The organism is Candidatus Margulisiibacteriota bacterium (assembly GCA_028715625.1).
Taxonomy (GTDB): domain Bacteria; phylum Margulisbacteria; class Riflemargulisbacteria; order GWF2-35-9; family GWF2-35-9; genus JAQURL01.
In genome coordinates this window covers 1-21,982 of record JAQURL010000007.1, presented here as the reverse complement: position 1 = coordinate 21,982, position 21,982 = coordinate 1, and the positions used below count along the sequence as shown (strand labels likewise).

Sequence of the window (21,982 nt, the reverse complement as noted above, 5' to 3'; positions counted from 1 at the left end):
TTATGAGCCCAGAGCAAAAAACTACTCCGCTGGTCTCTATTATTATTGTCAACTATAAAACCCCGCAGCTTGTAATTGATTGCATAAAATCGCTTTATGCTTATGAAAACAAAATAACTTACGAAATTATTGTGCTCGATAATTACTCACAGGACCAAAGTATACAGCTTATAAAAGATACTTATCCGCAGATTGTTGTGGTGGAAAGTTCAAAAAACCTGGGTTTTGCCGGTGGCAATAATAAAGCAGCACAGACAGCTACCGGACAATATCTGTTATTTCTAAACAGTGACACCCTGATAACCAAGCCCTTTCTGAAATCTTTAATAGTAGTGATGGAAAGTAATAAAAAAATCGGGATTATCGGACCGCGATTGCGCAACAAAGATCATTCCCTGCAAGAATCTGTTTTCAGATTTCCAACTTTATGGAGAGCTTTTTGTGAAAGTTTTTTCCTGTGCAACCTTTTCCCTCGGAGCAAATTTTTCGGTGATTACCGCAAGTTTACCTATAGTGATATGAAACAGGTTGATTATTTAAGCGGAGCATGTTTCCTTATAGACAAACTTCTATTTAATACCATGCAAGGTTTTGATGAAAAATTCTTCATGTACGCTGAAGAGGCCGATCTGGCATTCCGTTTATATAAAAAAGGCTTCCGTTCCTATTTTTTGCCTGCCGGAGATATTATTCATCTGGGTAAAGGCAGTTGGAAAGACCAGGCTGATTTTAACCCACTGTTCTTTCTCAGCCAGGTTATATATCACCGCAAACATTATGGCAATTGGGGATTAAAGTTCTTTCTGATTGTTAAGATCAAAGGGTATTTTCTGCGTAATATTGCGCTTTCCTTTAAGCTCAACTTTAAAAAAATTCGTTTCCACAATCAAATCATCTCTTTTTATGCACGACAATTATTTTAATTACTTTTTATACGTTTTGACTGGGTTGGTGCTGGGCTTACTTCTCACCACTTTTTCCCCTCTTCTTGTTTTACTGGGGTTTCTTGGGTTATGGGGACTGCTTGTTATTTTCTTTAACATAGAAATTGGCGTCACTCTTATCGCTGTCGCGGCCATTATTCCTGTTGCCAGACAAATAGGGCCTGTTATAGTCCCTCTGGTGGACCTGGTTATGCTGGTAACCCTGATATCCTGGCTGCTGCGCACCTTACTGTACAAAGAAAAGTTTGTTTTGCCCAGTGTAGACATAGCCTCTACTGTCTTGCTTATGGCTATGGTCGCTTCATTTTTTGTATCAGGCGACAAAGCGGGTACACTTAAAGAAATTATTCAATACATGGTTTTTGCTTTCCTTTACACTACCATGCTTTTTAATAATATAAAAAATACGCAACACGTAGATCTGATCATGAATATTCTGACAATCGGCACAGCTCTTTTAGGTGGATATGCTTTTATTCGTTTTCTGCAGATCGGACAAGCAGGTTTATATATTTTAGGTTTACATAAAAATGCTTTGGGAGGATTGCTGGTACTTCCCCTGCCCTATTTATATATGAAATTCATGACCAGCGGCAAAAAACACTGGTTGCTGTTTGTGATCCTGAATACCCTTGGACTAATGGCTTCCTTATCCAGAGGGGCCTGGTTCGGTGGTTTCACCGGCACATTAGTTGTGAGCCTGCTTCTTGGTAAAAAAGTATTTTTCAGATATATTCTGGTAATATTGGCGGGCGCGCTTCTTTTTATTTTTCTGCTACCTGCCGGTTTTCGTTCAGCTGCCACCAGTCAGCATACCCTCTCGGAAAGAGGAACCTATTGGAGCATTGCCATTGCCGCTTTTCAGGAACGACCCATTTTGGGTTGGGGTTTTGCCAATTTTCACGAAGCATCCAAAAAATTTATCGGCAACAGACCTTCCTATCTTGTTTCCTACGACCCGCACAATGTTTTTTTAAGATTTGCTTCTGAAATGGGAATTGTAGGTCTGTCCGCGTTTATTTTCTTTATTTTATTCATTTTTATAAAAACGCTACAGGCTATCCCAAAACAATCCGTTTTAGAAAGCAAACTCCTTATTATCGGGCTAATCGGCAGCATTACGGCTTATTTCTCACATGGTGTTTTTGATGTTTTCTGGGTAAGGGGTACCGGGTCTTTGTTCTGGATTTTTTTAAGCCTGATATTTGTGCTCATCGAAAAAAAGGAACTGATTCATAATGTCCAATCAAAATCCCAATAAGGTTCTTTTCCTGATTAATTCCGCGCCGGAATTCGCGGGAGTACAACGTTATATCCTGAACGCAGCCAAAGGACTAAAAACCAGCGACTGGAATGTTGTTGTCTGGCTCAATAAAAATCCTTCTTTTGCCCAAAAACTTAACGAAAATCAGATACCTTATTATGAGTATAGCGGATCTGTTTTATCTCTCAAAAATCTGCTTACGCTTCTTGTCAGCATTCGCCACAACAAAATACAGGTTCTGCATGCCAATCTGGGCGGTTCCGCCATAGCCGGCGCTCTCCTTAAATATCCAGCAGGAATAAAACGACTTGTATTTACCCAGCACTTTTTAAGGCCTGCCAGCTCTCAAAGTAATTTTCTCAAAAAATTCCTGGCTAAAATTATCTTTAAATTCAGCTTTTATTTTTTTGATCAATGCATCGCCATATCTAACGAAGTAAAAAAACAGATGCTGGACAGAAAAGAAGTAAGTCTACAAAAGATTACGGTAATCTTTAACGGCAGTGAGGAGCTGAAAGGTGATATCAACAGGAACAAAATCCCTGATATACTCATTGTCAGCCGTTTGCAAAAAGAAAAAGGTATAGAGGAGATACTTCCGGTATTTACCGCTTTAAAACAACAGGGACTTATCTTTAAAGTAAACATTGTCGGAACAGGAGAACTGGAAACAGTATTAAAAAAGAAATGCCGGGAACTTGGCCTGACGGATATTATCATCTTTGCTGGTCTTGTGAATAATGTAATACCCTATTATTTTCAGTCCTCTATATTTCTTAATCCCACACTCCTGGAAGGGTTCGGACTCGCTATCATTGAAGCAATGTCTGCCCGGCTGCCCGTAATCGCTTATGCTTATGGCGGGCCGCTGGATATTGTGGATGATGGCAAAACCGGATTTCTGGTGCATAATATTAAGGAAATGACGACCAGCCTCAAACAACTGATTGAGGATAAAAATCTCAGAGAACAAATGGGCGAAGAGGGATACACAAGATTTAAATCCCTTTTTTCGCTAGATATAATGATAGAAAAGCTCTTAAAAATATATCAGGGAATACAATGAAAATATTTGTTATCGGTCATAATTTTGTTCTTCAGGAAAATCATAAACAGCTTCATTACCTTTTACAGCAAGGTCGGGATTTGCAACTTATGCTGCTTGTGCCCCCCTGGTGGGATGAGAATACCAGGAAGGTCTTCGCAGAAAAAACTGAAGATAAAACTTACAAGATTATCAAAGGGAAAACACTTTTTACAGGCAATAATGCTCTTTATTTTTACATAAACAAATTGTTCACTGCTTTATTTTCTTTCCAGCCTGACCTTATAGAAATCTTCGAAGAACCTTGGAGCTTGTCGGTTTTACAACTTGTCGTATTAAAAAAAATATTGCGTCTAAAAGCAAAAATAGTCTGTTACAGCGCTCAGAATATTTATAAAAAACTACCTTTCCCTTTTAACTTAATTGAAAATTTTAATTTCAGAAATATCCAGGGGATACATGTTTGCAGCCAGGAAGTGGCGGCTATTCTAAGGCAGAAAAAATACAACGGTGAAGTAAGAAATCTCGGTCTGGGCCTTGATACTGACATCTTTTTTTACAAACCAAAACTCGCCGGCAAGACGCTGGAACTCGGTTATGCCGGCCGTCTGGTAGAAGCCAAAGGCGTCTTCGACCTGCTGACTGCCATGATTTCACTGGATAACGCGGTTTTGACAATTTGTGGTTCCGGACCTGCTGAAAGCCGGCTTAAAAAATATATAAAAAATTATCATCTGGAAAAAAAAGTTGTTCTAAAAGGTCCGCTCAAGCTTCCTGAACTGATTAATTTCTATCACAGCCTAGACCTCCTTGTCGTTCCTTCCAGAACTACGACTGGATGGAAGGAACAATTTGGGCGTATAATAATAGAAGCATTTGCCTGCGGCACAACAACCTTAGGGTCAAAATCAGGTTCTATTCCGGAAATCACCAGTGATTACGGCCTTATCTTTGAAGAAGGAAATATTCAGGATATGCTCAATAAAATAACCGAATACAAAAAAAACTGGGAAACATGGCAAAATAAAAAGCCTGCTGCCAGACAACATGTACTGGACCTTTTTTCCTGGCCGAACATCGCAAAAAAATATTACGCCTTTTACACTGAGGTGATCAAATTAAAGTAGGATTTAATGCACATCTGCTCTCTTTTTCCAAAGACTACCGCGCAACAGGCATAGGTCTATATATAAGAAATCTCCTCTGGGCGCTGCATAAACAAAAATATGAACTTACTCTTTTTCATGCTGAAAATCTGGCTGCTCTTTTTTACTCCGATTTTCATCATGCGGTCAGCAGCCTGAATACCAGCAACCCTAATACAAGAATTTTCTGGGAACAGGTTCTGCAGGCACATGCTTTGCGCAAAAACCATATTGATTTACTGCATAATCCCATGCACGTGGTTCCTCTTATCCTTGATAAAAAAATAAAAACCGTCATTACCATTCATGATCTGGCCAATTTCAGGTTCCCCCAGTATTACAAAGGTGCCAAACAAAAATATCTTACTACCATGACTGCGATTTCCGCCAGAAAAGCAGACCGAATTATCGCTGTATCCGAAAACACAAAAAAAGACCTGATAGAAATCCTGCATATTCCGGAATCAAAAATCGCTGTAGTACATAACGGTCTGAACCTTCAGATCAACTCTATAAAACCTGAAACAGAACAAAATCTTCTGAGAAGGTTAGGTCTTCCTGAAAATTATCTGCTTTTTGTTGGCACCATGGAACCGCGAAAAAATATCGAAGGCCTGATGGATGCCCTCATTTGGCTCTGGGAAGAAAAAAAACAAAAATATCCACTGGTTATCGTCGGTCCAAAAGGCTGGCTTTACAAAAATATTGAACAAAAAATAAGCACTTACAAAAAAATCGGCACAGTAATACAAACCGGCTATCTGGAAGATGATGAATTACAAATTGTCTATAAAAACTCCTCCCTTTTTATTTTTCCATCCTTTTATGAAGGATTCGGGTTCCCTATTCTGGAAGCAATGGCTTGTGGTTGTCCAGTGCTTTGCAATAATTCGTCTTCCTTGCCTGAAATAGGCGCGGCTGCCGTGGAATATTTTTATCTGTCAAATATCCGGGATTTGGGAGAAAAAATATCCTGGCTATATAATGACTCGAAAAAACTCGAACAAATGCAAAAAAATGGTAAAGAAAGAGCAAAAAATTTCTCTTGGGAAAAAGCTGGCGCAGAAACTATTCAGATTTATCAATCTATTATAAACTAATACTATGTATGAAAAACTTAATCTAGGCTGCGGAACAGATATAAAGCCAGGGTATGTGAATCTGGACATTGCGTCTATGCCCGGTGTAGATGTGGTACACGACATAAATGTGCTGCCTTTGCCTTTTCATACCGAATGTTTCAGCGAAATAATCTGCCAGGATGTACTGGAACACCTGGACTATATAAACCTGGTACAGGACCTCTACCGCATTCTGAAACCGGGAGGAAAACTTGTTATAAGGGTCCCGCATTATACATCCCGCAATAATCATGTAGACCCAACCCACAAAAAAACTTTTTCTCACAGGACCTTTGAATTTTTTGTAAAAAACTCCGGTTTTGGTCGTCAGTATTATTTTAAATTCCCTGGTTTTGCCAAAATAAACAGGGCTGACATCCTTTTTGAAAAAAAATGGCTGTTATATAATTATTTACTGGAAACGGTTATCAACATCCACCCTAAAATAAAAAGTCTTTATGAGGCTACTTTTCTCTGTTATATATTTCCAGCTGAAAACATTATTGTAGAATTACAAAAATAACGTTAAGATAAAATTTGTGGGGAAGAGCAAGGCTTCTAACGGAAGAAAACGTTTTTATTTTTTAGCATTCCTTCTGATGCTGATTTTTGCTACGGTTATGTCTGGATTCCCAAATATTCAAACACATACATTTTTACCCGATGAATATCTGAAAAATTTATTTCATTTTGCAGTATTCTTTTTTCTGGGTTTATTTTTTTTGAAATCCTTTACAGTCTACACCCAGAGAAAACCTTTTTTCAGCATAATTTACGCTGTTCTGGGAATTGTTTTCGCGGCTGCTAATGAGCTGCAGCAAATACTTGAACCTTCAAGGATTGTTAGTTTCACCGACTTTCTTTTCAATCTAAGCGGGCTGCTTCTTGCCTACTCTCTGGTGCTTTATTTGGCCATTTCCAAAATGTCATTTAAGCGCAAATCCAAAAAAAAAGTCCTGGTAATCTCTTCAAAAAAAACGGCCGAAGCAATTTATGATTATTTATACCATGACCATAATTCCGAGTATTCCTTTCAGAAAATACTCATTTGGGACGATGTCTCTATAAAAAAAGACAGTATTAAAAATAAATTTTTCAGCAGTTTTGAAGATATCTATCAAACAGTTTATTTTGAAAAATGGGACCAGATAATAGTTATAGAGGATAAGAAAGATAAGGAAAAAGACAGCATAATCAGAGAGCTTGCAAAAAAAATAAAAACTGATGTGCTTTTTATTGAAACCACTCACAAACCTAGAATAGCGATTGTTCACGATTTTCTCAACCAGCAGGGAGGGGCGGAATTTGTGGTTTCGGTTCTCCATGAACTTTTTCCGGCTGCGCCGATTTATACATCTTTGTATAAGAAAGGAGCCAGTTGGAGTGTTTTTGACAAAGCAATTATCCACACATCCTGGATGCAAAAACTTCCTTTTGTTTACAAACTTTTTAAAAAACTTTTTTTTCTGTATCCTTTAGCTTTTGCTTTTTTTGACTTAAAAAAATACGATGTGATCATCAGCAGCAGTTCTGCCTATGCCAAAGGCATTCCTGTAAAACATTATCAGGAACACATCTGCTATATGCACACCCCTGCGCGTTTTTTATATAGAGCCGAGGAGTATGTACAAAGAGAAAGGATCAACCCTGTACTTCGATTCTTTCTCCCTTATTTTCTGACTGCGCTGCGTATTTGGGACCGCTATACAGTCAGGCATATTACGCACCTCATTGCCAATTCGGATAATGTTAAAAACCGAATAGAAAATATTTATAACCGGTATTCACTGGTTATTTACCCTCCGGTTGATACCTCCAGATTCCCTCAATCTGATGTTGCCGGTGACTACTTTTTTATTGTTTCCAGACTGGTCGGTTATAAAAGGATAGATTTGGCAGTGAAAGCCTGCACCAAAAGCGGCAAGAGATTGGTCATCATAGGTGAAGGGCCGGACATGGAGCATCTCAAGTCATTTGCAGGAGATAATATTATTTTTATGGGCAGACAACCGAATTTTATTGTAGAAAAAATGATGGCCGGATGTTTAGCATTTATCTTTCCAGGCGAGGAGGATTTCGGCATTTCTCCGGTGGAAGCCCAGGCGGCCGGCAAACCGGTGATTGCCTTTCGGAGCGGCGGAGCGCTGGAGACTATAATAGAAAACAAAACCGGATTATTCTTTGATGAGCAGACGCCCGAAGCCCTGGAAGAAATGCTGTTCAAGTTTGACACTATTGCTTTTGACAAAGAATTTATCAGCAATCACGCCATAAAGTTTTCCAAGGAGCGCTTTAAAAAGGATATACAAAAAATTATTAATAATATTATGAATGTTATTAATGATCCCAATTATCAGCGCCACAAATATTATTTTAACGATCAGCGTATTAACCCCAAAGAAGCATCATTCAGCGAAATACTCAAAGAATACAGAAAAAAAATGAAATTAACATAACAATATCGATAAATTTATTGCTAATTCCCGTAATAAATATATAATTATTAATTATATTCTAAAAAAAGTTCGTCATAATGCTGAAAACCTATATTGCTACCATAACCTATTTTAATCGCGCGATAGACATTCTAATTAATTTTTTATGTTTTTTGTCGGCTTATTTTATACATGAACACTTCTTTGTAGGGCTCATCACCCAAAAAACAATTATTTCTCCTTTCCATTATCTACAGTTGTTTCTTATTTGTATATTACTTGTTAATATTGTCGGTACCAATAATGATTTTTACGGATATGACCGTTTTTACGATTCACAGGTTATAGTTAGAAAGTGGCTGTCAACCTATATTCAGGCCTTTGCTTATACCATGCTTATTTTTTATGTTTTCGAACGTTATGTTCCTTCTCGCAGTATGGTTATGATCTATTTTACTGCTACCCTGGTTTTTTCTCTGATATTCCGTTATATAGAAAGAAAAACTCTGCATCGATTATATGCCAAAGGTAAATATCTTCAAAATGTATTGGTAGTCGGCACGGGGACAGAAGCAAATATGGTAATTTCTGAAATCAATACAAATGGACACTGGGGCTTTAAATTAATCGGAGTTTTAAGCCGGATGACCGAAATTGATGTAAATTTCAAGTATAAAGAAATGGTAAGGGATAATATTCAAAATCTGGAAAATTATTTAAAAACCAACATTGTCGACCTGGTTATATTTGCCATTAATAATGAAGAAGTTAACAGTGTACGTAGTTTCATTTTTCTCTGTGAAAAGATGGGCATTATGACCATGATCAACCTGGATAATTTCGAGATGAAGATTGCGAAAACCCATGTGGAATATCTTGGAGTCATACCCATGATAACATTTACAACTGTTCCGATTAAACATAGGCTTATTCTTATCAAATATGCACTGGATAAAATTTTTACCTTTTTCTCGTTGATTGTATTTATACCCTTTTTGTTTATTCCCATAGCTATAATATTAAAACTGACATCCAGCGGTCCGATTATTTTTTCTCAGGAACGAGTTGGATTAAACGGACGTCGTTTTAAAATGTACAAGTTTCGTACCATGATAGAAAATGCTGAGGACCTGCTGGAAGGTCTTAGAGACCGCAGTGAGGTTGACGGGCCAACATTCAAAATGAAGGATGACCCAAGGATTACTCCGTTCGGAAAATTTCTGCGTCGTTTCAGTCTGGACGAACTCCCCCAATTATTAAATGTGTTGAAAGGTGATATGTCCATTGTCGGCCCAAGACCGCCTATCCCTTCCGAAGTAGAACGTTACGAGAATGAATTTCGTCGTCGTCTGTCCATGAAACCGGGGCTCACCTGTCTCTGGCAAATAAGCGGCAGAAGTGATGTTGATTTTAAAACCTGGATGGATATGGATATGAAATATATCGATGCCTGGACATTAATCGGCGATTTGGTAATTATCGTAAAAACCATTCCTGCTGTATTCAGCAGAAAAGGCGCTTACTAATTTAAGAACTCCGGTTTTTCATTATTATACTGAAAAATCCAGTCTCCTCGACATTTCTTATTATCCTTGTTCCTTGCCATAACTGACAGGTTATAATATTGCTTGCGCGTAAAAGCATATGGCATTTCATAATATCCGTTACCCCAATTATATACAGGCTTTTTCTTTATTCCTGAAATATATAGTTCTACACTTTCCGCCAAATAGTTCTGCTGATTTTTCAATTTAAAACGTATTATCTGGTTTTGCTCAAATATACGACTCAGGTTTACCGGATGACAATCTTCAAAATATACCGGATTTTCCATGGCCTTTGCCAATACATTTTTTGTAGAATCCGTGCTCATGACCATAATCCGGTTATAGTTAAAAGGGTCAGACAAAGAATTATTATTCATTCCGTGAACATTAAAGGCCATTCTATAACCACTCTTTTTAATCTGTTCATAAACTACACTGTCCATTGCCCCAAAAGGAATAGCCAGGTATTGCACCGGTTTACCCAATTTCTCCTCAATTTTTTTTCTGGAATCAACCAGTTCAAAATCAAGCCACTTTTCATAGGCTGCCGCGGACTTAATTGTTTTTGGGGGGATTGATAAGATAGGGTGGGTGTAGGTATGACATTCAATATCTACGCCGTTGTCCGACATCTCTTTTATTTCCTCCCAGTTAGCGAACCTTAATCTGTGTCCAGCTGTTGTGGCTCCCGCATAGATGAAAACCACAAAGGGTATCTTCAGTTTTTTTAATATCGGATAAGCGATAGTATATGTATTCAAATTTCCGTCATCAAACGTAACCAGTAATGAATGATCCGGTATGGCAATATTCTTATAAACATAATTATCCAACTGTTTTAAAGTGATAAAACTAAACCCGGCTTGTTTTAAAGTATTCATTTGTTCGATAAAATTTGCGCTCTTCACAGAATAAGGAGTTTTCTTAACAGGATCATAGTCCAGATGATGATAGGATAATACTGTAATCTGAGGCGCGGCAAATAAGCTGCCTGCATAAAATAGCAGCAACCACACAAAACATTTCAATATATTTTTCATAATTGTAAAATTATAACCTGAAAGACAAAATCCGACACTCACCTGTACAGTTTATAACAAATAATCTATGGAAAATTTAAACGTATCCCCTAAAGATTCAATATTCGCCGGTTCATAAGCGCAATCCAACTCCAGTCCGTAAATTTTTATACCTACACCGACTGTAATATTATTCTGATTGTTCACTCCATCATTTGAGATTGAGTTGTGATAACCGCCAAGCCGTAAAAATAATGTGTTGACTATGGAATATTCGATCCCAATTGATAATTTGTTATATCTATATCCATCCAATTCATATGCCGAAACAATCAGTAAACTATTATTAATAAAATAACCCATACCGATCTTTGTTCTTTTTGTCATGGATTCTGCCTGACCGGAACTATTCCACAAAAAAGATGGAGATATAGCATTATATTGGACCAGGCCTATTTTTAAAGCATTGCCGATGCTGCCAGCCAGGGCCAGATCCGCACCTTGTCCCCAGGCTGAATAATCAGCAATCCTCTGGTTAATGACTTTATAAGTAACTCCCCAGTTAACTTGAATGTTATAATTTTTATTGGAAAAAAGAGGAGCTGCCCAACTTAAAAAAAACGCTCTGTTATTAAACCCGAAGTCCGCGCCTGATATTACAGGTTGCCCTCCCGTATAGCTGGTGTTTTTGAATCCGAAATCCCCATTATCTATATAGACAGCGCCTATGTATCCGTTAAATAAAACCATTTGAAAACCCGCATATGAAAACTGTACATCCTCTATTTGTTTAAAAGAGGCAAAACTCAGTTGTGAATTCCCTGTTAAACATGCGGGATTGGACAAAGCTGCCCAGGCATTTCCCAGAGTGGAGATATCAGCGCCACCTAAGGACTGAGACCTTGCGTCCGGCTGCACATCAAGCCAATCTCCGGCAAACAGCAAGCTTAACAAAAAAATTATTAAAATACTTTTCTTCATCAGATTACCTTCTTACCACTGCAATTTTTATAAGATTTTTTACTTTTTCCTGGCTATCATCAGCGATTAAATAAGCATAGTAACCTCCACTGGGAACAAGCTTATGAAAAGTATCATATCCATCCCAGAGAAACTCGTTATAACCGGTTGAAGCCATAATAGTATTGTTATATACAAGCTCCCTGTTTAATGAATGAATATACAGCTTTATCGTACAATTCTTGTTAACATTAAAACCTATATGAGCCACCTCAGTATTTGGGTTAAACGGGTTAGGAGCAGACAAAGAACCGGTTACAATTAAGGGTTGGTAAGCTTGAACATAAAAATACGGAGATGTACTGTAAGCAATCCGGTCATCACCGTCGGTTAACTTACAGCTTATCTGATAGCGTCCGTCATCCAGCTTGCAGGGTGTCTGCAAATTTATAGTTATTGATGGCTCAAGTGGGATCTGAATTTCATCAGTTTCTATATTTTGCTGATCATTGAACCCATCTTTTATAACCGATAATTGACATGATTTTATCAGCCCCTCTTCACTGCCGGCGATTAGAGTAATAACCGGCTGGCTGCTCTGCACAAAATCATTTTCAGCACATACTTTACCGTTCACTAATATCCTTACATTAAACGAGTTTGTTTCATAAAAATCCTGCGTTCCGTTTTCCTCGGTTATAGAAATATTGTTAGGCTTTCTTAAAGAATAAAGTGTCTTCACTTCCGAAGCTGTCAAAGACTTATTATAAATTCTTACTTCGTCCATTAAACCTGAATAGTTGTATGCGGTATAAGGCAGCCAGGCTCCAATCATCAGTTTTGTTCCTGAACCGATTCTCGGACCGTTAATTAATTTCTCAGCATAAGAAATTTCACCATTAATATACTCTATAAAATTTGTCCGGTCGTAAGATAAAACCAGATGGTTCCACTGATTTGCGACAAATCCGGTATAACGCCTAAAATTGCTGTTTTTTCTTATAGACACTCCACGTTCAGCCCAGGCTTCAGGATATTGTGTGCCCAGCATCCACCCTGATCCCGGCGGCCACAAGGCTGTGCTGATTAATTTGTAATTCTCAGACGGAGCAGTAGTTTTCAGCCATAAAGAAATAGTAATTTTATCCCAGCCTGCTGTAAAATTGCTTGTTGTTAAATACTGCTGTTTAGTGAATTTCAAAGACTTACCTGCGACAGCATCAGGGTATGAATAATATAGAGTACCGCTTGCTTTTAGGTCTCTTTTATAGCCGGATTTGTCCTTAATATCTCCGTCAAAAGGATAGTAAGCGTTAAGATTTTTGCTGACATCTATATTTTTAGTTATAATCGTATTAACCGGATAAATATTGGGGAAACAACCGGTAAGCATAAGGCCGGACAAAATGCCCAGGCAATGATTGTAATAATTATATTTAGTGTTAAAATCTATTTTTTCAGGTTGTCCGGGCCTTTTTGCTCCCAAAAAAGAATCCAGCCCGTTCTGCGCCAAATACAAATAATCATCATAAGCCAGCTTCCATTGGCTGCGATAAACATTATCCGTTGTTCCCATTGCTCCGGCGGCAAACATGGAAACATAAGAAATATCCGTATAATTAAAGGCGTTTCCTCTTGTTAAATAAGAAAGGCTTCCGTTCATCTCCAAAGGTTTTATTTCGGCAGGCTTTAAAATGCCTCCCCAGCCTTGAAAGAGCTGTCTGGTGCTGGTTAAATAATCTCTGGCCTTGGGTTCTCCGAACCATAACCAATCTGTAGCAAGACGCCAATATACCCGAATTGCATCTTTGCCCAGCATATAAGCATAAAACCAGTATTTTTGTTCCAGACTATTACCCCAGAAATCGCACCAATCAGGAGCTATAGGCTTTTTATACTTATTCACCCGATTTATAGTCTTATAGCCCCAGTCAATAATTGCCTGCCAGTCATGGTCAATCTCTTCATAAGAGTCAAATATTCTATACCAGGCCGGCGCAAAATAGGACAAATTGGTTTCATTCTCAACTTCAGTAAATCCCTTGCCATCCGGGCCACTTTCGTCGCTGGGGAGCAAGAACATACCGAATAAAATACCCTGATCATAAATAGCATTAATAAGCTGTTGCGCGCATCCATAATAATTTTGTCCGGTATTTTTCCAGACACCTTTCTTTAAAAGTGTATCTGCCAGTATCAGGCTTATTGCGATATCCTGATCAGCATCTATCGCGGAATTAGTATCATTTCCCAGGAATGTCGCGTCTGTTTTAATATTCCAGGTGAACAAACCTGTGGATGTATTTTTATGCATTTTGCTCAACCAGGTAGCCCTGAAAATTTCATCAAATGTTTTTTGATCATTCATATAAACAGCCATTAGCAATGCATATCCGGATCCTTCAGACTTGGCTATGTCCGCTGCTTCTATTTTGGTTGGTGATATTCCGGTATAAGTGTCCCAGACCAGGCCTTGCAAATTCTTATTAGGAGCCACTATATTTTTATAACTATCAATAAATCGATATTTATAACCGTTCCATAAATGTTGCAGTTGCTTTCTATAATTTAACCCGCCTATAAGCGGACTGTAATTTTTATATTGTTGTGTGTTTAAAACATCGACAAGCAAGGTGTTTAATGTGCCCGTGGTTAATTGTCTGCTATCAAGACGTATATTAGCCAAAACTAATTTTTGCGAAGTGTTATAAAGCGGTTCAGCGGCCTGAAATAAAATTTCAGAAACATTCTTTATGTTAAAATTCCCGGATAGAAAATAGTTCATACTGATTTCGTACTCCGTGAAATTATCAGAAGAAATATTAAAAATCTTATACCTGGAAGATTCTCTTCCGGCTGTATCTTTGAAAAAAATCAATGCCTCGGAATTGTTGGCTTTTGCCTGAAAAAAAAGTCTGGAATATGGTTTCAAATCTTTATTCTTCGAAGGTGTTATACCGATCCAGAAGCCGGAATTGCTGTTGGTAAATTCCAACTGGTGATAGAAGTTTTGTGTTATCTGGAAAAATGTATAAGTACCACCCCAGGCCCCGTTACCCCATGGGACACTATCAGCCCCTTCTTTTAAATAAAATGTATCTGATATCAATTTAATGTTTCGGGCGATAAAATTATTTGTTCCGGAATTATTATTAAAATATGGTTCAAACAGTATTTCTTTAACTTTTTTCATATCAAAACCAGTGGTTAGAAAAGAATTCACAGATATTGTAAAATTTTTATATTCCGCTGAAAGTTGATATAAAGAAATTTTATTGGTTATGTTATTGCTGATGTCTTTTAGATAAACTATAGTTTGGCTGTTATTGTTTCTGGCATCAAAGTTTATTCTGTCATAAGTTGTTAAATCCAGAGTATAATTTTCTGTAGCGTTGATTAGTCCTATCCAGATACCTCGATTACCAGGAATATTAGTAGAAAATTTTAGGTCATGGTAATAATTACCGGTTATATTATAGTTATTATATGAAGACCCCGGTCCCCAACATCCGTTACCCCATTGTCGTAAAGATGCGCCGGATTTTATTTCCAATGTTTCCGTGCTAAAGCTCAAAGTGAATAGGAAGATAATAAATACGTCTTTAAAAATTCTCTTGTAATCCTTAAACAATATTAATCTATTCATAAATTAATCCTCTTTTTTATGTGGCAATTTCATTACTAAACAGTATGCCATAATAGTGGTAAAAATAATAAGTAAAGAAATTCGGTGAAAAGTGGGGTAAAATGATATAAAAACCGATATATTATATATGACAATATCCTTTGTATGTAACGATATTAAGAAATATCTTGATGAATGGCCAAATAAAAACAGCCCTAAAGAGCAGATAAAACGCTGGCCAAAGGCCATTTCTTACGAGACGCTTGGCAAAAATCAGCCCGGGCATATCTGTTTGCCTGACGAGAATAATGAACTCTGCCAAGATGTTTTTACAGTCACTCAATCCACAATAAACAAATTCCTGAATCCTGATATCGGACATCCTTTATATCCCAACATAACCGATCTTTTGAATTTTTCACAGTTTATGAACCTGGGATTAAACAGGACCATACATCTGATTTTAAAAATGTATTTTGAAAAATCACTGGTCAAATATTTAAAAAAGAAAAATCAAGACATAAGATCATATTATGATATTCAAAAATACACTGACGATATTACTTTTCACAAACAACACTTCAATTTGAATAGTTTCAAGGATATAAGCTATGACAAGTTATATGAACTGATTAAAGAAACAAAACGTTTCCAGGAACTTAAACTCCTGAGATCGGACTTCGAACCCCTTATAAATCATCTGATAAGTCTGGTCGAGCTCTCCAATCATGATTTCAGAATAGCTGAGCTGGATTCTGTTAAAGAACAACCGCTTATGACGCTGGCTAAATCTAAAAAAAATTCCGGAAAAAAAGTATTAATTATTACAATTTTATTAATAATATTTCTAGCTGGTCTGTGGTTATTTGTTCCTAAATCAGACAATACCAAATTAATAAAGAAACCCTCAAAAAATGTGGTTTTGAATGATGATGAGTTACTATTGGATGCCGCTGGTAAAGGTAATATCAAGACCCTTCTTTACCTGATCAGCAAAGATGTAAATTTAAACAAAGTAGTAAAAAACAAAACCCCCTTAATGGAATCTGCTTACTACGGTCAATTGGATGCCGCAAAAATTTTACTGAAATATGGTGCTGATGCCAATGTCAGCAACAATGTCGGCTGGACCCCTTTAATGTCAGCAGCAGACCAGGGATATGCGGATTGTTTGCAGCTGCTTGTCAACCATAAAGCCAATGTTAATGCGGCCAGAAATGACGGCTGGACGGCGCTGATGTCAGCCGCGCATAACAATCATGTGGAAGAAGCCCAAATCCTTCTCAAAAATAAAGCCAATATCAATGCTAAAACCTTCGATGGTTGGACAGCGCTGATGTCGGCTGCTAATAACGGGCATAACGCGATCATCGAATTATTTATGAACTATAATGTTAATATCAATGCCAGACGTAAAGACGGCTGGACAGCGCTAATGGCTGCAGTTAATAACGGACATCTGGAAACCGTCATGCTGCTTTTGAACAATAAAGCCAATGTAAACGCTACCACCAAAGACAAGTGGACACCATTAATGGCTGCAGTTAATAATGATGATAATGAAATGGTAAAAATACTAATGCAATACGGAGCTGATATCAATATAAGCAACAATAACGGTATTACAGCCCGTATTCTGGCTGACATGAAAGGTTACAGAGACATTTCCAAAACACTTGCCGGATTATAATGACTTCTACATAACAATATTGCCTAATAAAAATTAATCCCCTATACTAACAAATATGGATATTCAGCTGCAATCGTTAATCGACAAGATTAAAGCGGATGGAGTACAGGAAGCAGAGAAACAAGCTCAGGAAATCATCCTCACGGCACGGGAAGATGCCGATAAAATTATCCGGGATGCTGAATCCAGAAAAATATTATTAATAGAAGAAGCACAAAGTCAGGCCATAAAACTAAAAGAAACCGGTGAAGAAGCCCTCAAGCAGACCGCTCGAGATATTATTCTGAATTTAAAAGACAACCTTATTAAAATGTTTGATGTAGTTTTAAACAAACAAATCGCAGAACAGCTGACCCCCTCTGTAATGAAGGACATGATCCTCAAAATAGCCGAGCATTTTCAGAATAAAGGCGTAATCGATATGGAGGTTGTTCTGAATAGTAAGGACAAAGATGCTTTGGAAAAACTTCTTTATCAGGAAGTTAAAAAAGATCTATCAAAAGGTCTTACCATAAAGGTTTCAGATAAATTTCAGCATGGTTTCAGAATTGGCAAAAAGGGCAATAACTCTTACTATGACTTTACTGCCGAATCTTTGACTGAAATTTTTAAGGATTTTGTTAACCCTAAAATATCAAAAATTCTCTAGTTTTTATGAACAATAAATACTACTATCTAATCGCTTCCCTACCCAGCTTAAAATTTAACACCAAGCCCCTCATTAACAAAGAAACTTTTTTTGAAGAATGCCGGAAATGGCTTACCTCGCAGGATTTGTTAATCCTGAATACCGTTGACACTAATGTTAAATTCATCAATATTATTAATAATAATTTTTTAATAAACTGGTATGATTATAATCTGAAACTAAAAACAGAACTTGCCATACTGCGGGATCCTTCCAGAAAAAACATGGACAGCGTAAATGCCTCAGCCGAAAGCAGAAAAATCATGGAACAGGTTAATCCTTTGTTAAAGGAAAAAGCTTATGAAAAATTCCGCTGGGACTTCCTGGACTCGGAAGAAACCAAATATAATTTTGATCTGAATATTTTAATAATCTATCTGGAAAAACTAAAAATTCTGGACAGGCTGTTTTTATTTAATAAGGAATTGGGTTATAAAAAATTCGAGGTTTTAAAGGAAACATACTATGAGCACGCAATCAGGTAAGGTCCAAGCTGTTAACGGCAATATGATCGCTGTCAAATTCGAAGGCGATATTATGCAGAACGAAGTAGCCTATGTAGTCAGTCGGGGACAAAAACTTAAATCTGAAGTAATCAAAATAAACAAAGATGTCGCTTATATGCAGGTTTTTGAATACACAAAAGGTATAAAAATTGGCGACAAAGTTGAATTCTCGGGCAATTTGTTGTCTGTACAACTGGGGCCTGGACTTCTCAGCCAGATTTATGACGGCTTGCAGAACCCACTGGCAGAGCTGGCTGCGGAATTCGGTTTCTTTTTGCCGGTCGGTGTAGAAAAAAATGCCTTACCCAAAGATAAGTCCTGGTTATTTAAACCTGTCGTAAAAATAGGTGATACAGTCAGGGGTGGCAGTGTATTGGGAACTGTGCCTGAAGGCATATTTCAGCACAAAATAATGGTGCCTTTTTACCATACTAATGATTATACTGTTGAGTTTATCTGTCCTTCCAAAGCCGTGACTCTGCATGACAAAATCGCAGTTATTAAAGACAGCCATGGCAAAACAACCGATTTAACCATGTCTTTCTTCTGGCCTGTAAAAATTCCAATAAGCGCCTATTCTGAAAAATTACAGCCGACTGAACCTTTAATTACTAAAGTCCGGATCATAGATACATTCTTTCCTATTGCCAGAGGTGGCACCTACTGTATACCTGGACCTTTTGGGGCTGGCAAAACAGTATTACAGCAACTCACAAGTCGCTATGCTGAAATTGATATAGTTATCATCGCAGCCTGCGGTGAAAGAGCCGGAGAAGTTGTGGAAACACTTAGAGAGTTCCCGGAATTAACCGACCCGCGAACCGGAAAATCGCTAATGGACCGTACTATAATTATCTGCAACACATCCTCAATGCCGGTTGCGGCCAGAGAATCATCAGTCTATACCGCTACGACCATGGCTGAATATTACAGACAAATGGGGTTGAATGTACTGCTGCTGGCAGATTCCACATCACGCTGGGCCCAAGCCATGCGTGAGATTTCCGGAAGACTGGAAGAAATTCCGGGTGAAGAGGCTTACCCGGCCTATCTGGAATCTCGCATAGCCAGCTTTTACGAAAGGGCTGGTCTTGTCAGATTATTTGATGGTTCAAATGGAAGCCTGACCATAGGAGGGACAGTAAGTCCTGCCGGAGGAAACTTCGAGGAACCGGTTACTCAAAGCACACTAAAAGTTGTAGGTGCCTTCCACGGTTTATCAAGAGACAGAGCCAATGCCCGAAAATTCCCTTCCATAGATCCGTTGGAAAGCTGGAGCAAATACTCCAGCATCATTTCCTCCGAACTTGTTGAAACTGCCAAGCAGATACTGCGCAGAGGGAACAATGTTTATCAGATGATGAAGGTAGTGGGAGAAGAAGGCACTTCCCTTGATGACTTTGTTGTATATTTAAAGAGCGAATTCCTCGACGGTGTTTATCTGCAACAAAACGCGTTTGATGAAACAGACGCTGCCACAACAGCCGAAAGACAAAAATATGTTTTCAGACTGCTTGTTACTATTCTGGATAAAAAAATTGAATTTACTGACAAACAAACTGCCAGAAATTATTTTTATAAACTGCGGCACACTTTTATTGATTGGAATTATAAAGCCTGGGGTTCTGACGAATTTAAAGAACAGGAAACTGTAATTAGCAAATTATTAACTGAGGTTTGAGGTGAAAATTTTGTGAAAAAAGTCTGTACAAAAATTTTGAGCATGTCTGGCAATGTAATCACTGTTAAGGCTGAAGATATAGCCTATCAGGAATTAGCAGAGATCACATCCGGCCAGCAAAAATCGCTGGCACAGGTTATCCGTCTGGACCATGATATTGTTCACCTTCAGGTTTTTTCCGGGGCCAGAGGTATCTCCACAGGTGATGAAGTAAGGTTTCTGGGACATCCCATGCAGATTGGCTTTTCTGATAACATGCTGGGCAGGATTTTTGACGGAAGCGGCAATCCCAGAGATAATGGCAGTCCCATCACTGAAAATCTGATCGAAATTGCTGACCCTTCGGTTAATCCTATTAAACGTGTTATTCCCAGAAATATTGTGTTAACCAATATTCCCATGATCGATGTATTCAATTCGCTGGTAGAATCGCAAAAACTGCCTATTTTCTCGGTTTCAGGGGAACCATATAACGAACTTTTAGCCAGGATAGCCATGCAGGCACAGGTTGACATGATCATTATGGGAGGAATTGGTCTCAAATATGATCAATATTTGTATTTTAAAAATACACTGGAAGAAGGTGGCGTTCTGAGCCGTACGATCTTTTTTGTCCATACAGCTGCAGACCCGATAGTTGAAGGAATTATGGTTCCTGACCTGGCACTGGCTGTGGCAGAAAAATTCGCCTTAACCGGCAAAAAAGTTCTGGTTCTTTTAACCGATATGACAAATTATGCTGATGCTCTTAAGGAAATAGCTATAACCATGGAACAGGTTCCTTCTAACCGCGGCTATCCCGGAGATTTATACAGCCAGCTTGCTTTCCGTTATGAAAAAGCTGTTGATTTTGAAGGCGCCGGCTCCATAACAATTCTTGCTGTTACTACCATGCCGGGGGATGATGTTACACATCCTGTTCCTGATAATACCGGATATATTACTGAAGGGCAGTTTTATTTAAGGAACGGACGTATTGAGCCCTTCGGTTCGCTCAGCCGGTTAAAGCAGCTGGTCAACAAGGATACACGCAAAGATCACAGAGCCATTATGGACGGTATGATCCAGTTATACGCACAGTATAAAGAGACTGAAGAAAAACGGTCCATGGGTTTTCGTATGAATGAGTGGGATAATAAACTTCTAAGATATGGGAAACTGTTTGAAAGCCAGATGATGAACCTGAAAGTTAATATCCCTCTGGATCAGGCTCTGGATAACGGCTGGAAAATACTCAGCCAGTGTTTCTTGCCGCAGGAAACAAATTTTAGAAGCGAACTTGTCGAAGAATTCTGGCCCAAACAATAAAATGGCCGCCATTAAACTCACAAAAAACGAACAGAAAAAGCAGAAAGACGACCTGAAAAGATATATCCAGTATTTACCCACACTGATCCTGAAAAAACAGCAGCTGCAAATGGAACTGGTCAAGATACTTCACGAAGAAGAATTGTTCTGTCGTAAAAAAGAGGAATTTCTTTCAGATATCCAGCAATGGATAGATGTTTTCCATGAGGACTATCCTCTAAACGATATTCTGCAAGTAACGGAAGTAATCATAAGAACAGGCAATGTGGCTGGCATAGATATACCGGTTTTTGAAAATGTTCGTTTTATAGAAAAACCTTATGATTACAAATATACTCCCCTATGGGTAGACAAAGGCCTGGAAGCTCTAAAAACCCTGCTGACGCTTACTCTTAAAGAAAATGTTCTAATGAAACAAAAGGAATTGATCCGTGCGGAACTTACCACCACCACTCAAAGGGTTAACCTTTTTGAAAAAGTAAAAATACCTCAAACCAGAGATCATATAAAAAAAATCAGCATCTACCTGGGCGATATGCAAACGGCGGCTGTGGTTACAGGCAAAATAGCCAAAGCTAAAATCCAGGACAATCGGGTTTTACAAGAGGTGGAATTATGATTGAAAATATGAAAAAGATATCTCTTTTTCTCAGCGACAAAACCCGGAAAGATTTCGTACAAAAGCTCAAGGAATCAGGAGTATTGCATCTGGCTTATCAACAAACCCCGGACAGCGAAGAAATATCGGATGTAAGGGAGGTTATAAGTAAAATCGACGAAGCTGTAACAATTCTGGGGGCTTTTGCTAAAAACACGCAAAAATCTTCCAGCCATCCTATGGAAGAACTTATAAATATTGCCGACAAAATAATTAAACAAAAAAAATTACAGGATGACCTTCTTGGCGAAAAAAACAGACTGGAAAAAGAAGCATCCTTCTACGCAGACTGGGGCATGTTAGAACCAGGGGATATCACCTTTCTGAGATCAAATAAAATCCACGC

The 21,982-nt window shown here is 38.1% G+C and carries 18 protein-coding genes; 15 read left to right on the top strand and 3 right to left on the bottom strand.

Translation table 11 applies throughout. From position 1 onward, the window contains the following. Positions 1 to 2 precede the first annotated feature (2 nt). The 8 genes from PHV30_02045 to PHV30_02010 all read left to right on the top strand — a co-directional run bounded on the left by PHV30_02045 (position 3) and on the right by PHV30_02010 (position 9,480). Entirely contained in the window at positions 3 to 923 is a 921-nt protein-coding gene (locus tag PHV30_02045; protein MDD5455795.1) for a glycosyltransferase family 2 protein, read from the top strand. After that, positions 904 to 2,205, top strand: a complete 1,302-nt coding sequence (locus PHV30_02040) for an O-antigen ligase family protein (protein ID MDD5455794.1) — start codon at positions 904 to 906, stop codon at positions 2,203 to 2,205. Before PHV30_02045 ends, PHV30_02040 begins: the two co-directional genes overlap by 20 nt. Further along, positions 2,183 to 3,274 (top strand): glycosyltransferase family 4 protein, encoded by a 1,092-nt coding sequence (locus tag PHV30_02035; protein MDD5455793.1) that lies wholly within the window; start codon positions 2,183 to 2,185, stop codon positions 3,272 to 3,274. Before PHV30_02040 ends, PHV30_02035 begins: the two co-directional genes overlap by 23 nt. Next, positions 3,271 to 4,380 (top strand): glycosyltransferase, encoded by a 1,110-nt coding sequence (locus tag PHV30_02030; protein MDD5455792.1) that lies wholly within the window; start codon positions 3,271 to 3,273, stop codon positions 4,378 to 4,380. Before PHV30_02035 ends, PHV30_02030 begins: the two co-directional genes overlap by 4 nt. A 50-nt stretch (positions 4,381 to 4,430) precedes the next feature. Further along, on the top strand, positions 4,431 to 5,498 hold the full coding sequence (locus PHV30_02025) for a glycosyltransferase family 1 protein (protein ID MDD5455791.1): 1,068 nt from the start codon (positions 4,431 to 4,433) through the stop codon (positions 5,496 to 5,498). 4 nt (positions 5,499 to 5,502) lie between these two features. Then, a complete protein-coding gene (locus PHV30_02020; protein ID MDD5455790.1) occupies positions 5,503 to 6,042 on the top strand; it encodes a methyltransferase domain-containing protein in 540 nt (179 codons plus the stop codon). Positions 6,043 to 6,058: 16 nt separating this feature from the next. Beyond that, positions 6,059 to 7,975 carry a VanZ family protein gene (locus PHV30_02015; GenBank protein MDD5455789.1) on the top strand — a complete coding sequence of 639 codons (1,917 nt, stop codon included), beginning with the start codon at positions 6,059 to 6,061 and terminating at the stop codon, positions 7,973 to 7,975. Between the two features lie 77 nt (positions 7,976 to 8,052). Then, positions 8,053 to 9,480, top strand: a complete 1,428-nt coding sequence (locus tag PHV30_02010; GenBank protein MDD5455788.1) for a sugar transferase — start codon at positions 8,053 to 8,055, stop codon at positions 9,478 to 9,480. Here the strand turns inward: PHV30_02010 and PHV30_02005 are convergent. Genes PHV30_02005 through PHV30_01995 form a run of 3 tightly spaced genes read right to left on the bottom strand, consistent with a single transcriptional unit; the run spans position 9,477 to position 15,126 of the window. Further along, positions 9,477 to 10,541, bottom strand: coding sequence for a polysaccharide deacetylase family protein (locus PHV30_02005; protein MDD5455787.1), 1,065 nt, complete (start codon positions 10,539 to 10,541; stop codon positions 9,477 to 9,479). The genes PHV30_02010 and PHV30_02005 overlap by 4 nt on opposite strands. 51 nt (positions 10,542 to 10,592) lie before the next feature. Continuing rightward, the gene (locus PHV30_02000) at positions 10,593 to 11,501 is read right to left on the bottom strand and encodes a hypothetical protein (GenBank protein ID MDD5455786.1); all 909 of its coding nucleotides are present in this window, start codon (positions 11,499 to 11,501) and stop codon (positions 10,593 to 10,595) included. A gap of 4 nt (positions 11,502 to 11,505) precedes the next feature. Beyond that, on the bottom strand, positions 11,506 to 15,126 hold the full coding sequence (locus tag PHV30_01995) for a glycosyl hydrolase family 8 (GenBank protein MDD5455785.1): 3,621 nt from the start codon (positions 15,124 to 15,126) through the stop codon (positions 11,506 to 11,508). A gap of 127 nt (positions 15,127 to 15,253) precedes the next feature. On the opposite strand from PHV30_01995, the gene PHV30_01990 reads away from it, so the two are divergent. The 7 genes from PHV30_01990 to PHV30_01960 form a co-directional block, all read left to right on the top strand. After that, positions 15,254 to 16,795 carry an ankyrin repeat domain-containing protein gene (locus tag PHV30_01990; protein MDD5455784.1) on the top strand — a complete coding sequence of 514 codons (1,542 nt, stop codon included), beginning with the start codon at positions 15,254 to 15,256 and terminating at the stop codon, positions 16,793 to 16,795. Between the two features lie 55 nt (positions 16,796 to 16,850). Continuing rightward, positions 16,851 to 17,444, top strand: a complete 594-nt coding sequence (locus PHV30_01985) for a hypothetical protein (GenBank protein MDD5455783.1) — start codon at positions 16,851 to 16,853, stop codon at positions 17,442 to 17,444. A gap of 5 nt (positions 17,445 to 17,449) precedes the next feature. Further along, entirely contained in the window at positions 17,450 to 17,968 is a 519-nt protein-coding gene (locus tag PHV30_01980) for a hypothetical protein (protein ID MDD5455782.1), read from the top strand. Further along, positions 17,949 to 19,670 (top strand): V-type ATP synthase subunit A, encoded by a 1,722-nt coding sequence (locus PHV30_01975; protein ID MDD5455781.1) that lies wholly within the window; start codon positions 17,949 to 17,951, stop codon positions 19,668 to 19,670. The genes PHV30_01980 and PHV30_01975 overlap by 20 nt, the downstream gene beginning before the upstream one ends. Positions 19,671 to 19,682: 12 nt before the next feature. Then, the gene (locus PHV30_01970) at positions 19,683 to 20,978 is read left to right on the top strand and encodes a V-type ATP synthase subunit B (protein MDD5455780.1); all 1,296 of its coding nucleotides are present in this window, start codon (positions 19,683 to 19,685) and stop codon (positions 20,976 to 20,978) included. A gap of 1 nt (position 20,979) precedes the next feature. Beyond that, positions 20,980 to 21,597 carry a V-type ATP synthase subunit D gene (locus PHV30_01965; protein ID MDD5455779.1) on the top strand — a complete coding sequence of 206 codons (618 nt, stop codon included), beginning with the start codon at positions 20,980 to 20,982 and terminating at the stop codon, positions 21,595 to 21,597. Continuing rightward, positions 21,594 to 21,982, top strand: a 389-nt coding sequence (locus PHV30_01960; protein MDD5455778.1) for a hypothetical protein, incomplete at its 3' end; no start/stop codon positions are given. The genes PHV30_01965 and PHV30_01960, both read left to right, overlap by 4 nt.

Bases quoted from the DNA above. Each gene is read 5' to 3' on its own strand.
- PHV30_02035 (MDD5455793.1), top strand. From the start codon at position 2,183: ATGTCCAATCAAAATCCCAATAAGGTTCTTTTCCTGATTAATTCCGCG.
- PHV30_01995 (MDD5455785.1), bottom strand. From the start codon at position 15,126: ATGAATAGATTAATATTGTTTAAGGATTACAAGAGAATTTTTAAAGAC.
- PHV30_01965 (MDD5455779.1), top strand. From the start codon at position 20,980: ATGGCCGCCATTAAACTCACAAAAAACGAACAGAAAAAGCAGAAAGAC.
- PHV30_01975 (MDD5455781.1), top strand. From the start codon at position 17,949: ATGAGCACGCAATCAGGTAAGGTCCAAGCTGTTAACGGCAATATGATC.
- PHV30_02030 (MDD5455792.1), top strand. From the start codon at position 3,271: ATGAAAATATTTGTTATCGGTCATAATTTTGTTCTTCAGGAAAATCAT.
- PHV30_01985 (MDD5455783.1), top strand. From the start codon at position 16,851: ATGGATATTCAGCTGCAATCGTTAATCGACAAGATTAAAGCGGATGGA.
- PHV30_01980 (MDD5455782.1), top strand. From the start codon at position 17,450: ATGAACAATAAATACTACTATCTAATCGCTTCCCTACCCAGCTTAAAA.
- PHV30_02020 (MDD5455790.1), top strand. From the start codon at position 5,503: ATGTATGAAAAACTTAATCTAGGCTGCGGAACAGATATAAAGCCAGGG.
- PHV30_02040 (MDD5455794.1), top strand. From the start codon at position 904: ATGCACGACAATTATTTTAATTACTTTTTATACGTTTTGACTGGGTTG.
- PHV30_02005 (MDD5455787.1), bottom strand. From the start codon at position 10,541: ATGAAAAATATATTGAAATGTTTTGTGTGGTTGCTGCTATTTTATGCA.
- PHV30_02010 (MDD5455788.1), top strand. From the start codon at position 8,053: ATGCTGAAAACCTATATTGCTACCATAACCTATTTTAATCGCGCGATA.
- PHV30_02045 (MDD5455795.1), top strand. From the start codon at position 3: ATGAGCCCAGAGCAAAAAACTACTCCGCTGGTCTCTATTATTATTGTC.
- PHV30_01990 (MDD5455784.1), top strand. From the start codon at position 15,254: ATGACAATATCCTTTGTATGTAACGATATTAAGAAATATCTTGATGAA.
- PHV30_02000 (MDD5455786.1), bottom strand. From the start codon at position 11,501: ATGAAGAAAAGTATTTTAATAATTTTTTTGTTAAGCTTGCTGTTTGCC.